The sequence below is a fragment of the Bacillus taeanensis genome, assembly GCF_003318295.1.
Classification (GTDB): domain Bacteria; phylum Bacillota; class Bacilli; order Bacillales; family UBA6769; genus Maribacillus; species Maribacillus taeanensis.
Map to the genome: position 1 here is coordinate 84,765 of NZ_QOCW01000011.1, position 12,974 is coordinate 97,738.

At 35.1% G+C, this 12,974-nt stretch carries 12 protein-coding genes; 4 read left to right on the forward strand and 8 right to left on the reverse strand.

Annotation, left to right across the window (positions count from 1 at the left end; genetic code table 11):
* Window positions 1–143: 143 nt before the first annotated feature.
* From DS031_RS12020 to DS031_RS12030, 3 genes are all read left to right on the forward strand, one after another.
* Window positions 144–332: a hypothetical protein gene (locus DS031_RS12020; protein ID WP_113806325.1), complete on the forward strand. Its 189-nt coding sequence runs from the start codon at window positions 144–146 to the stop codon at window positions 330–332.
* A 107-nt stretch (window positions 333–439) separates the two neighbouring features.
* Window positions 440–1,336 (forward strand): PucR family transcriptional regulator, encoded by an 897-nt coding sequence (locus DS031_RS12025; RefSeq protein WP_113806326.1) that lies wholly within the window; start codon window positions 440–442, stop codon window positions 1,334–1,336.
* A 165-nt stretch (window positions 1,337–1,501) separates the two neighbouring features.
* Window positions 1,502–2,599 (forward strand): ABC transporter ATP-binding protein, encoded by a 1,098-nt coding sequence (locus DS031_RS12030; RefSeq protein ID WP_113806327.1) that lies wholly within the window; start codon window positions 1,502–1,504, stop codon window positions 2,597–2,599.
* A 52-nt stretch (window positions 2,600–2,651) separates the two neighbouring features.
* On the opposite strand, the gene DS031_RS12035 is transcribed toward DS031_RS12030, so the two are convergent.
* The 6 genes from DS031_RS12035 to DS031_RS12060 all read right to left on the reverse strand — a co-directional run bounded on the left by DS031_RS12035 (window position 2,652) and on the right by DS031_RS12060 (window position 8,865).
* A complete protein-coding gene (locus DS031_RS12035; RefSeq protein WP_113806328.1) occupies window positions 2,652–2,909 on the reverse strand; it encodes a hypothetical protein in 258 nt (85 codons plus the stop codon).
* Window positions 2,910–3,024: 115 nt separating this feature from the next.
* The gene (locus tag DS031_RS12040; RefSeq protein WP_113806329.1) at window positions 3,025–3,228 is read right to left on the reverse strand and encodes an alpha/beta-type small acid-soluble spore protein; all 204 of its coding nucleotides are present in this window, start codon (window positions 3,226–3,228) and stop codon (window positions 3,025–3,027) included.
* Between the two features lie 109 nt (window positions 3,229–3,337).
* Window positions 3,338–4,693: a TrkH family potassium uptake protein gene (locus tag DS031_RS12045; RefSeq protein ID WP_113806330.1), complete on the reverse strand. Its 1,356-nt coding sequence runs from the start codon at window positions 4,691–4,693 to the stop codon at window positions 3,338–3,340.
* Window positions 4,694–4,987: 294 nt separating this feature from the next.
* Complete coding sequence (locus tag DS031_RS12050; RefSeq protein WP_113806331.1) at window positions 4,988–6,466, reverse strand: SulP family inorganic anion transporter; 1,479 nt, start codon at window positions 6,464–6,466, stop codon at window positions 4,988–4,990.
* Between the two features lie 357 nt (window positions 6,467–6,823).
* Complete coding sequence (locus DS031_RS12055; protein ID WP_113806332.1) at window positions 6,824–7,237, reverse strand: heme-copper oxidase family protein; 414 nt, start codon at window positions 7,235–7,237, stop codon at window positions 6,824–6,826.
* Between the two features lie 218 nt (window positions 7,238–7,455).
* Complete coding sequence (locus DS031_RS12060) at window positions 7,456–8,865, reverse strand: SpoVR family protein (RefSeq protein ID WP_113806333.1); 1,410 nt, start codon at window positions 8,863–8,865, stop codon at window positions 7,456–7,458.
* 159 nt (window positions 8,866–9,024) lie between these two features.
* Between DS031_RS12060 and ymzB the strand changes: the two genes are divergently transcribed.
* Window positions 9,025–9,372 (forward strand): protein YmzB, encoded by a 348-nt coding sequence (ymzB, locus tag DS031_RS12065; protein WP_113806334.1) that lies wholly within the window; start codon window positions 9,025–9,027, stop codon window positions 9,370–9,372.
* A 38-nt stretch (window positions 9,373–9,410) separates the two neighbouring features.
* Here the strand turns inward: ymzB and DS031_RS12070 are convergent, their stop codons facing one another.
* Window positions 9,411–11,159, reverse strand: a complete 1,749-nt coding sequence (locus DS031_RS12070) for a phospho-sugar mutase (RefSeq protein ID WP_113806335.1) — start codon at window positions 11,157–11,159, stop codon at window positions 9,411–9,413.
* Between the two features lie 129 nt (window positions 11,160–11,288).
* The gene (locus DS031_RS12075; protein WP_220182086.1) at window positions 11,289–12,965 is read right to left on the reverse strand and encodes a glycerol-3-phosphate dehydrogenase/oxidase; all 1,677 of its coding nucleotides are present in this window, start codon (window positions 12,963–12,965) and stop codon (window positions 11,289–11,291) included.
* Window positions 12,966–12,974 lie beyond the last annotated feature (9 nt).

Consider the following 12,974-nt stretch of genomic DNA (forward strand, 5'->3'; position numbering starts at 1 on the left):
AGAATGTGCTTTTCTTTTCATTTACCGAAAACGTAACTTGTTTCATTGTTCAGCATAATTCAATAAAAGAGGCTCATATTAAAAACAAGGATTGCGCTGCCTTCAATCCTCTATAACAGAAACATAAAAAGGAGATAATAAAAATGAATGAACGAAAAACTGATTCTCTTTATGAAGGACGAGACAAAGCTTATATGGATATTGATCGTATGATTAATGAAGGAATGGCCGGTGGAACAGTAAATTTACATTACGACCATCCTCAAATTGACCAGGCTGTTGATTTTTATGAAGAAGAACCTCCTAAAAAATGTGAAGAAGGAGATTGCTAATTATTCACTCCCTCAGCTATATTAGCTGAGGTTTTTCAATGGTGTCATTTCGGATAATATTATTGTTATAATAGTAAGAAAAAGGTAAGAAGGAGCAGATAGTTTGTATGATCAACCAATTAAAGAAGCACTACGGCACATATTTTATTTCCAATCGTAATATAGAATTTCCTGAGCAATACGAATGGTTTCAGACAGAAGAGGGACAGTGGTTTGGCATTCAAAAAGAATTTCTTTCAACCGAAGAGATAAACTTATTACGAAACTTGTTTCCGTTTCATTCAAACTCGCCGCTTCCGAAAACAAAATTAGAAAAACAATGGCATGACCTTTTATTTAATAACCAAGTCTCATCCCAGTTTTCACTTCCTCATAAAATCCGGTTTATTCATTTTACTGTAAATGGATTAGAAGAAGCAGATAGTTTTACTGAAGCACTTGCTGCTCTTTTCTCTTCAAAAGTAACAATTGTGTGGGAAAATACAAATCAAGGTATTATTATTGAACATGAAGGTATTGAAGATGTTGAAAACATATACCATACAGCTGAAGCATTGATGAGTGACTTTTTAATTAAAGTTTCGTTTTACATAGGATCTAGTGTAAGTAATCCTAATCACCTTCATGAAATACAAAATCAATTTAAACAAGAACAAAACTTTTTTGGAATAGCTAAGACATTTCGCCCAAAAAACATTGTACATCAACATACAGAAGTACTTCCTTATATTCTATTTCAAAAACTAGAGAATAATGAACGAGACCAATTAGTTCATGACTATTTAAAAAATGTCCTAGATGATAAAGAACTTCTTGAAAGCATCCAAGTTTATTTAGAATGCAACCAAAATGTTTCCATGGCTGCAAAAAAAGTATTTATTCATCGTAATAGTCTTCAATATCGGGTTGATAAATTCATTGAAAGAACAGGTATTGATGTGCGAACCTTTTCTGGTGGTGTAACCGTTTATTTAACATTATTAATGCAAAATGTACAAAATTAATGGACAGTATGCACAAAAAACAAATAATATGCCTTATTCTAGACAGATTTTTATAAAAAGTGCACAAAAATGACAAAAATATTTGTGCACGCTTCCAATTGTCGAAAACGCATTCACAAGATACACTTAATACAAATAAAACGTTTTCACAGGAGGAATTTTAAAATGGCATCGATTAATTTAAATCACATTTATAAGCGTTATGACAATAAAGTAACAGCAGTAACAGATTTCAATCTTGATATTCAAGATAAAGAATTTATTGTATTCGTAGGTCCATCTGGTTGTGGTAAATCAACGACACTTCGTATGATTGCAGGCCTTGAGGAAATTTCAGAAGGCGACCTTTTCATCGGCGACCGCCGCGTAAATGATGTAGCACCAAAAGATCGTGACATTGCAATGGTATTCCAAAACTATGCCCTTTATCCACATATGAATGTTTATGACAATATGGCATTTGGATTAAAACTTCGTAAGTTCAGTAAAGAGGAAATTGATAAGCGTGTTAAAGAAGCAGCTCGTATTTTAGGACTTGAAAACTTCCTTGATCGTAAACCAAAAGCAATGTCTGGTGGTCAGCGCCAGCGTGTTGCATTAGGACGTGCAATCGTTCGTAATCCTAAAGTATTCTTAATGGACGAGCCGTTATCAAACCTTGATGCAAAACTTCGTGTTCAAATGCGTGCTGAAATCTCAAAATTACACCAACGTCTTCAAACGACAACAATTTACGTAACACACGACCAAACAGAAGCAATGACAATGGCAACACGTATTGTTATTATGAAAGACGGCGTTATCCAACAAGTTGGTACACCAAAAGAAGTATATGACACACCAGATAACGTATTCGTTGGCGGGTTTATCGGTTCTCCAGCAATGAACTTCTTCAACGGGGTTCTTAACGATGGATTCTTTAAAGTTGGCAATACTTCAATTAAAGTTCCTGAAGGAAAAATGAAAATGCTTCGTGAACAAGGTTATTTAAATAAGGAAATTATTCTTGGTGTTCGTCCGGAGGATATTCATGATGAGCCTGTGTTTATTGATTCAAATCCAGAGGCAAAAATTACAACTAAAATTGAAGTTGCTGAATTAATGGGGGCTGAAATTTATCTATACTCAAAACTTGCAGAGCAAGATTTCGTAGCGCGTATTGACTCTCGTTCTGATATTCATAACGGTGACAATATTACTTTAGCTTTCGATATGAATAAGTGTCACTTCTTTGATAAAGAAACTGAACTTCGCATTAAATAAGAACACAATAAAAAGCAAAGAGACAGCTATGTAGAGCTGTTCTTTTTGCTTTTTATTGTGTCAACCATTCATCAATTAAAAACACTTCACTTTTATGACAAATTGGACAAGAAAAATAATGAGGACATTTGTGTTCTTCTAAGTCTGCTGAATAGCCATCCACTTTTTTTAAACCATCAATATCTTCATAAGGACTATAATCATCAAAATAGTCGCTTACTCTTCCTAAATCATACATATTATGAAGACAAGTCGGACAAGTTATCATTGTGCTTTCAAACTGATTACATAATGGACATAGAGAATACATACATTTCTGCCTCTCTTTTATTTTTACATGGAATAAAAAATAATTTGACTGTCAATCCTTAACGTATAAAGAAGAGGCGGAAGCATGTCCACCTCTTCACAGCCATGTTATGCAATTATTGTTGGTAACCTCCAAATTGCTGTTCCGCCATTTGGACAAGACGTTTTGTAATTTCTCCACCAACAGAACCGTTAGCGCGAGCTGTTGAATCTGGACCAAGCTGCACCCCAAATTCTTGTGCAATTTCATACTTCATTTGATCAAGTGCTTGTTGTGCACCAGGTACTACTAATTGATTTGAGCTGTTGTTGTTTGGCATGTTCTTCACCTCCTTTGTAAACATAGTGTGTGAAAAAAACGCTTGCTTATGTATAACTTTTATTGCCAATTATTAGCATAAAAAAACGAAGGAAAACTTCCTTCGTTTGTTAGCCAATAATAACCCGCTCTTTCGGATAATGATATTTATCTGCTGAAGTATTTCCGCGAATAATAAATAGAAAAGACAGCAGTCCAATTCTTCCAATAAACATTAAAATCATAATGACAATTTTACCCGGCGCACTTAAAGTTGGTGTAATTCCCATTGATAATCCCGTTGTACCAAAAGCCGAACTAACTTCAAATATAATGGCAATAAGCGATGCAGTTTCAGTAACAGAAAGAATAATTACTGAAGTACCACAAAGAAGAATAGCCACACTTGTGACAACAAAAGCTTTCATAATATCAGCTTCATGAATTTCTCTCCCAAAAATTTTAACGGCACTATTTCCTTTCGCAAAAAAGAAGATCGTTAATACTACAATCGCAAAAGTAGTTGTTCGAATGCCGCCTCCCACGCCACTTGGGGATGCACCAATAAACATCATCCCACTTAAAAATAATTGTGTTGCTGAAGTAAATTCATTAACATCTACTGTTGATAAGCCACCACTTTTAGTTGTGATTGACTGAAATAGCGCATAAAAAAAGGTTTCATGCCACGCTTTATCTTGGAAAAAGAATGAAAACTCTAATAATAAAATAACAACAACTCCCAAAACCGTTAAAACAAGAAATGTCATTGAGGTTAACTTTGTAAATAATGAGAAACGATATGGTATCTCTGATCCTGAATGGGTTAAAAACTCTTTTAATTCAATTAATACAGGAAAGCCAATGGAACCTAATACAATTAAAATCATTATAATAAATTGAACAAAATAATCATTGGCAAACGGAACAAGGGAAGCACCTGTAATATCGAATCCAGCATTTGTCGTAGCACTTACTGAAGCAAAAAAACCTTGTAGGTAAGCTTCCTGCCATGTATCAAAATACTTTGTAAAATAAGTTCCTAACACAAACGCACCAAATGCTTCAATCGCAAGAATTAAGCGAAATATTTGCAGCATTAAATTAACAAGCCCTGATAAAGTTGTCCGATTGTGATCCGTCATAATAAGCTGACGTTCTTTTAACCCAATTCTTTTCCCTAATATAACCCATATAAATGTACCAAGTGCCATAATCCCTATTCCGCCAATTTGCAAAACGAAAGCTAACAAAAAAACGCCTATTACACTAAACGTATCCGCAACCGAAAATACACTTAAACCAGTTACACTAATCGCACTTACTGCGGTAAATAATCCATCAATAAAATGCCACTCAACACCCGGTTTATGGGCTGCAGGCAAGCTTAATAAAGTTGTTGCAATAATAATCGCTGTTAAATAAAATAAAACAATTAACTGAACAGATGTTAATTGTCTTGAACGCTCTTTCACTTTTTGCAGCATGTGTATTTCACACCCTTAACTATTTACATCAGCATCACTTATATTATCGGATTTCAAAAAATAGTCAATGCTCTCTCCTAAAAAACTTTTTAAATGTTGCTGCTCTTTACACTTTTTAAGTTTGGTATATAAAAGCTGCTTCTGACTTAGACTCATATAATATACACCAATTCCCTTTAATTATACTTAATTTATAATAATAACAGAAGAAAATAGAAAGTCCATTTCATCGTCGACTTATTAAAAAACTTTTCATAATAAAAACTGCTGCACAAAGAAGTGCAGCAGTTTTTATTAATGGCCTACAGCGCTGTCCAGCCCACCAGGCTTATTATGAACAGCACGATTATTAATTAACCTTGTGCTTTCTTCATTTAAACCAACTAAATGAACTTTTGTTCCATTTTGATGATATTTAATAACGATTTTATCGATTGCACCAACTGCTGAGTCATCCCATAAATGAGCATTGGTTAAATCAATGTCTACTTCTTTGACATTATCCTTGAAATTAAAAGAATTCACAAAATCAGTAACAGATGCAAAAAAGATCTGACCTGACACATGATATACTTTCTTATTTGACTGTTTCGAAGTTATACTTGTTACTTTTACTTTGGAAACTTGGGCCGCAAAAAATACAGCACTTAAAATAACCCCAGCAAATACACCCTTTGATAAATCATGTGTCATAACAACTGTCACAACTGTCACAACCATTACAACCGCATCCGTTTTTGGCATTTTATGAAGATTTGTAATGGATGACCAATCAAACGTACCAATTGAAACCATAATCATAACACCTACTAATGCAGCCATAGGAATTTGTACAAGAAGATCATTTAACAAAATAATTAATACCATTAAAAATACACCAGCAATAAGTGTAGAAAGACGGCCTCTACCACCCGATTTTACATTAATAACAGATTGTCCAATCATCGCACAACCTGCCATACCTCCAAAGAAACCAGAAACAATATTTGCCATACCTTGTCCTCTTGCTTCTTTGTTTTTATCACTCTCTGTATCCGTCATATCGTCAACAATTGCCGCAGTAAGAAGGGATTCTAGTAATCCTACAAGCGCAATTGCTAATGAATATGGAAAAATAATTTGTAATGTTTCAAAATTTAATGGAATGTCTGGCAGTAAGAAAATTGGTAATTTTTGTGTCAATTCACCCATATCCCCTACAGTACGAACATCAAATCCAGCCGTCACTGCTATTATTGAAATTACAATAATGGCTACAAGCGGTGATGGAACTGCTTTAGTAAAACGCGGTAAAATATAAATAATCGCTAATGAACCTGCTACTAGAGCATACATTACATATGATTCTCCAACAAAGTGAGGAAGCTGCGACATAAAAATTAAAATAGCTAAAGCATTTACAAAACCTGTCATAACGGAACGAGGAACAAATTTCATCAAACGCCCAAGCTTAAGAACACCCATAATAATTTGCAGCACTCCAGTTAAGATCGTTGCCGCTAACAAATATTGCAGCCCGTGTTCTGCCACTAATGTAACCATTAATAAAGCAGTGGCTCCGGTTGCAGCAGAAATCATCCCAGGACGTCCACCAACAAAAGCAATTGTAACTGCAATACAAAACGATGCATATAAGCCAATCATTGGGTCTACTCCTGCAATGATTGAAAATGCAATTGCCTCAGGAATTAATGCCAACGCAACAACAATACCTGCTAGAATGTCTCCGCGAATATTTGAGAACCATTCTGCCTTTAAATTTGCTGTGTTCAAACAAGCACCTCTTTCTATTTAATTATATGACTTTCAACTCTCATGAAAGCCGAGCCGTTCTTAACAAAACGGATTATACACGCATTTCCTAGTTTTTTCTATATGCAAAACCCATTATGTAAGCGTATAACATAATAATTTTTCTCTCATTTACTCTTAAATTCTTTATATATCTCCCCATTCCTATTTAGGATATAGACTTACAGAAAAAGGAATAGAACATCCTAAAATCACTCTAAAAAAATAGAAATACAAAAACGCCTCTCAATTTATTGGGAAGCGCTTTTTATCATTTAATTATTTTACTATAAATTCCAAATAGAAAGCATAGTTAAATATAAAACATAAATACCCGATTTAAATTGAAGTCCCTTTATCGTTTTGAATATTCTGATCAATCGAAGTGTCTCTTTGTACATTTTTAATAATATTAATTACAAATAATAAAATACTAAGCCATGTAATTGTTCCACCCACTGCTATAATTGGCTCAAAGCTAAGTTTTCCATAAACAACAAAGCTTAATCCAATCATCATAATTGGTAGTCCAATATTATGAAGCCAGAAGTGAATTTTCTCCAGCATGCTTTCTCCAGCCTTCGGAAAGAAGTGATAAAGAAGTCCTGCTAATGTTAATGAAGTCCAACCTAGTAAATTAATGTGAACATGTACAGGTGTTAAATTAAACTGATGCGACATAGACATAAACATTCCCATTGAAACACCAATTAAAAAGTAAACAACAGAAATTTTAATAAGATTTATACCCATTTTATCCCTTCTATAAATATATTTTCGGAAACAATGTACTTATATACTAAATATTGTTCCCTAAACATTCATATGCAGAGCATGGATAACTTTATTCATACTTTCCTATTTCAAGCAATGGAAGTAATGAACCTCCCCCACTTACCTACATGTTCCTTAATGACTCTTAAACGTTCTACATGCCATAGAAAAGATAAAACCACCTAAAATTGGTGGTTTTATAAATATCTCCGATGTACTTTTTTACCATCATAAGAATATAAAACATTTTTACCCTCGATAAAGGTTTCCATATGAACCGCACGCCCCCAAATTTGATAAATATACGGCATCACATGTTCTAAATAATGAAGATCAAGCTCAATTCCTTCAAAACCATGTTTTAAATACAATTCACCATTTCTTAAGTAATCACCATTTTCTACAGTAATATATGGAAAACCTCCGTTGACACGCATAGAGACAAGTTGATCCCGCACGTTTTCCCATTCTTTATCAGTAATGCGATAGTCTTTCCCTTGCTTTTGAAACAAGTACATATCTTCACGTTTTACAAGATCTTTTGTTAAATAATTTCTAATAAACGAAATATCCGATTCAATTTCACGAACTTCAAACATTTTATCTCGACCTGATCCAGGTTTAATTCCCTGTCTTCTCATTTCTTCAGTAGGATTATTGTATCGTTCTTCGATATCTTCAAAGACCTTTATTCCTAAGTAATAGGGATTAATGGATGTTCTTGAGGGCTGCACAACCCCTGCATTTAATGTTGCAAACTCAATCACTTCATCGGACGTTAAGTCCATTTCCCGCAAAATTCTCGCATGCCAATAACTTGCCCAACCTTCATTCATAATTTTTGTTTCAAGCTGCGGCCAAAAATACTGCATTTCTTCACGCATCATTGTCATAATATCGCGCTGCCAATCTTCAAGTTCACGACTATATTGAAGAATAAATAATAAAAGGTCTTTCTCTGGATGAGGTGGGAATTTCTTTTTCTTTTTTGGAAGCAGCATTGTTTTTTCTTCTTCTGGAGCATCAATTTTCCATAAATCATCGTATGGAGTTGGCTCTTTTTTCAATGGTTCTTCTACTACTTCTTCTAAATCATATGCAAGTTTTGGCCGCATAATAGAGGGGTCGATATGCTCTTGAATGGACAGCACCGCATCAAGAAATTGTTCTACTTCGGCTTTCCCATAAACCATTTCATAATGGGCAATTCGCTCAGCTGTTGCTGTCATACTTTCCACCATATCTCGGCGTGTATTTGAAAAACGAACATTATTTTTAAAGAAGTCGCAGTGAGCTAATACATGCGCCACAATTAACTTATTTTGAATTAATGTATTTGTATCCAATAAAAAGGCATAACAAGGGTTAGAGTTAATGACAAGTTCATAAATTTTACTTAATCCTAAATCATAATGCAGTTTCATTTTATGAAATTGTTTTCCAAAACTCCAATGAGAAAAACGTGTCGGCATACCATAAGCACCAAATGTATAAATAATATCAGCAGGGCAAATTTCGTAGCGCATTGGGTAAAAATCCAGTCCAAAACCAGTCGCAATTTCTGTAATTTCATCAATTGCTCGGTCGAGCGTATTATTATCGGTCATCTAATATTCCTCCTTATGATTCCCCTTTTTCTCATTTTATGACAAGGATTTAAATTCATGATAAATGGAAGACAACCTACTTAAAATAACAGTAAGAAATCTTATGAAAATACAGATTAATTTCACACAAAATTGGAATGCTATGATTGAGGTGATCGTATGGGGGATAAAATTAACCTTCAAGAATTTAAAGCGCTAATGGACTACTGGAACGGTAATCATATCGCTATTTCCAAAACAGAACGCGATGATTATGATCAAACAATTTTACAGTTAAGTGATATTTCTTATTCCCATCATGAACGAACAGACGGTGAAGGATATCAATCAGAATTCACGATTCATTTTCAAGGAAATGGCGAAATTGTTACAGATAATACTTTAACAACTCTTCCAACTGCTTCCTATGATATTCCCATTAATGAACTGTATGACTACCATTATGATGGACTGCGTTTTTATTTCAAAACTGATAGAGGCTCTTATATGATTTCTAGACTTCCATAAAAAAATCAGGACTGAAAATTTCAGTCCTGATTTTTTTATTATGCAAGCTTTAATAAAAGCTCATCAACTTTTGCCATTACATCTTGTTTAATGTCCTGTAATAATACTTGGCTTTTTTCAAGGCTGCTTTCGTTTACACCGAAGTAAAATTTAATTTTTGGCTCGGTTCCAGATGGACGCAGACAGAACCATACACCATTTTCTAATTTATACTTTAATACGTTTGAGGATGGAAGGGTAATATTTTCTGTTTCGCCTTTACCAAGATAAGTACGTTTACCTTGGTTATAATCTTCAATGACAGCAACCTTATAACCTGCAATTTCTTGAGGAGGATTATCTCGGAAGTTTGCCATAATAGATACAATTTGTTCTGCACCTTGTTTGCCTTTTAGTGTTAAAGATTCAAGACCTTCTTGATAATAACCGTATTCAGCAAATACATCGATTAATGCTTCATACAATGTTTTTCCTTTAGCCTTATAATATGCTCCTATTTCTGCTGCCATTAAGCAAGCTTGAACTGCATCTTTATCACGTGCAAAATCACCAATTAAGTAACCGTAACTTTCTTCATAACCGAATAAGAAAGAGTGTTTGCCGCTTTCTTCATATTCTTTAATTTTCTCACCAATAAATTTAAAACCTGTTAACGTATCCACTGTTGTAAGGTTATAGCTTTCAGCAACTGCACGCCCAATTTCAGATGTTACGATTGTTTTAAGGACTACACCATTTTCAGGAAGAGTGCCTTTTGCTTTCTTTTCTGAAAGAAGATAGTGAAGCATTAAAGCCCCAGTTTGATTTCCTGTTAATACAACATATTCACCTTCAGGATTTTTTACAGCTACACCAACACGGTCTGCATCCGGATCTGTTGCAATAAGAAGATCAGCATCAATTTTTTTCCCTTCACGAATGGCTAATTCAAATGCAGCATGTTCTTCAGGGTTTGGTGATTTAACCGTAGAGAAATTAGGATCTGGAAGTTCTTGTTCTTTTACAACCGTGACATTATTGAAGCCTAATGCTTTTAATCCTTCACGAACAGGTTTATTTGCTGTTCCATGAAGTGGTGTAAAAACAATTTTCAAATCATTAGCCATTTCTTTAATAATGTCTGGATTAACTGAAATAGTTTCTAATTGACGAATATAAGCTTGATCCACTTTTTCACCAATCATTTGAAGAAGACCTGATTGTTTTAACTCTTCCTCATTCGCAACTTCAATTTCAAGTTCATTTTCAACTTCATTTACTTTTGCAATAATTTCTGCAGCTGGCTTTGGCGGAACTTGTCCACCATCTGGACCATATACTTTAAAACCGTTATATTCAGGTGGATTATGGCTTGCTGTAATAACAATTCCGCCATAAGCATTTAAATAACGAACTGCAAACGATAATTCAGGTGTTGGGCGCAGTTCATCAAATACATATGTTTGAATTCCATGTGCCCCAAGTGTTTTTGCTGCTTCCATCGCAAATTCAGGTGATTTATGACGAGAATCATAGGCAATTACAACACCGCGTACTTTCGCCTCTTCACCCTGTTCTTCAATATAACGCGCTAATCCTTCTGATGCTTTTCGAATCGTATACACATTCATACGGTTTGTTCCTGCACCAATCTCCCCGCGCATACCGCCTGTTCCAAATTCAAGATCTTTATAAAAGCATTCTTCTAATGCTTGATCGTCATTTTTTATTTTCTCTAGAATTTCTTTCATTTCAAGGTCAAGATTTTCTGCATTAGCCCATTTTTCATATGTTGTTTTCCAGCTCATAACTTCCTCCCAATATCTGATATGTATTTTTTCTGCTTAATTTGTTTTCGTGATAAGTTTTAAAATTCCTTCTAGTATTTACTTTAAACAATTTAATGCCAGCATTCAATTGAATGCTGGCATTTCCATTTATTCTGTTGGTATAGCTGTTGAAGCATCGTGAACGTATTGGTTAAGCTTTTCCATATGTGCACTCTTCTCTTCTTCTTTCCAGTTAAAACGCTGTGCCATATAGTCAATAACAGGGTCTTTCCATTTACGAACCCAGTTAATATCAAAGTATAATGCGCTTGTACGACGGTTAAAGAAATCGATTGGTGCTGCCACCATTTCTTCCTCGATTCCGTACACTAATGAAACAAACACTTCTAAAGATAAGTTATGAAATTTAGCCTCTTCGCCTACAGTACGAATTATTTCATACACGCGGCTACTATTCGAACCATAGCGCTGAACAAGCTTTTGTGCTTCCTCTTGCGCTAAACCAAGCGTTATCCCTTCACGCACTTTTTCTTTAAAGAAACTTTCAAACTTAGCAGAACCACCAACATCGCCACCTGAAAGCTTAATTTTTTCTGTTGAACAGCCTGAATAGCTACCTTTCCCTTCATCTTTTAACTGTGCTGCTGCAAGGTCAACAGTACGTTCCGCCATTTTACGATATCCCGTCAATTTACCACCAGCAATTGTAATGAGTCCTGAATCAGAAAGGAAAATTTCATCTTTACGAGAAATTTCTGACGGATCTTTTCCTTCTTCATGAATTAATGGACGAAGCCCTGCCCAACTTGATTCTACATCTTCAGGTTTAAGATTCACTTCCGGGAACATATAATTAACCGCACTTAAAATATAGTCACGATCTTCAACTGTCATTCTTGGATGAACCGGGTTTTTCGTATAATTTGTATCCGTTGTTCCAACATACGTTTTTCCGTCGCGTGGAATTGCAAACACCATCCGTTTATCACCGTTTGGTGTATCAAAGTAGACAGCATTTTTCAAAGGGAAACGACTTTGGTCAATGACTAAGTGTACGCCTTTTGTCAGACGGAGATGTTTGCCTTTTTTAGATTGATCTTTTTCACGAATCTCATCAACCCAAGGACCAGCAGCATTTACGATTTTCTTAGCGCGAATGTCACGTGATTCCCCTGTTAGCTGATCAACAGCCCTTACTCCAACAAGTTTCCCATTTTCGTAAAGAAGTTCTTCCGCTTTTACGTAGTTGACTGCCTTTGCACCTCGTGCTACTGCTTCTTTAATAATTTCAAGAGTTAAACGTGCATCATCTGTACGATACTCTACGTAATAACCGCTTGATTTTAAACCATCTTTTCTTAATAATGGTTCTCGTTTAAGTGTTTCAGTACGCCCTAACATTTGACGGCGCTCATGTCTTTTCACACCAGCAAGAACATCATATACATATAAACCAAGACTCGTTGAAAACTTACCAAACGTACCGCCTTGAATAAGCGGAAGCATCATCCACTCAGGTGTTGTCACATGGGGGGCATTTTCATAAACAATCGCCCGTTCTTTTCCAACTTCAGCAACTAACTTTACTTCAAGCTGCTTTAAATAACGCAAACCACCGTGTACTAATTTCGTTGAACGACTTGACGTTCCAGCCGCAAAATCCTGCATTTCAATTAAGCCTGCATTCATACCGCGCACAGCGGCATCAAGTAAAATACCAGCGCCTGTAATTCCCCCGCCAATGACAAGTAAGTCTAAATCTTCTGATGCCATATTATTTATCGTTACAGAACGTTGTAATCCTGAAAATGGTTTCGCCATCATTTTACACTC

Coding starts and splice junctions, on each gene's coding strand:
- DS031_RS12070 (WP_113806335.1), bottom strand. CDS start 11,159: ATGAGCTGGAAAACAACATATGAAAAATGGGCTAATGCAGAAAATCTT.
- DS031_RS12035 (WP_113806328.1), bottom strand. CDS start 2,909: ATGTATTCTCTATGTCCATTATGTAATCAGTTTGAAAGCACAATGATA.
- DS031_RS12025 (WP_113806326.1), top strand. CDS start 440: ATGATCAACCAATTAAAGAAGCACTACGGCACATATTTTATTTCCAAT.
- DS031_RS12060 (WP_113806333.1), bottom strand. CDS start 8,865: ATGACCGATAATAATACGCTCGACCGAGCAATTGATGAAATTACAGAA.
- ymzB (WP_113806334.1), top strand. CDS start 9,025: ATGGGGGATAAAATTAACCTTCAAGAATTTAAAGCGCTAATGGACTAC.
- DS031_RS12055 (WP_113806332.1), bottom strand. CDS start 7,237: ATGGGTATAAATCTTATTAAAATTTCTGTTGTTTACTTTTTAATTGGT.
- DS031_RS12075 (WP_220182086.1), bottom strand. CDS start 12,965: ATGATGGCGAAACCATTTTCAGGATTACAACGTTCTGTAACGATAAAT.
- DS031_RS12030 (WP_113806327.1), top strand. CDS start 1,502: ATGGCATCGATTAATTTAAATCACATTTATAAGCGTTATGACAATAAA.
- DS031_RS12045 (WP_113806330.1), bottom strand. CDS start 4,693: ATGCTGCAAAAAGTGAAAGAGCGTTCAAGACAATTAACATCTGTTCAG.
- DS031_RS12040 (WP_113806329.1), bottom strand. CDS start 3,228: ATGCCAAACAACAACAGCTCAAATCAATTAGTAGTACCTGGTGCACAA.
- DS031_RS12020 (WP_113806325.1), top strand. CDS start 144: ATGAATGAACGAAAAACTGATTCTCTTTATGAAGGACGAGACAAAGCT.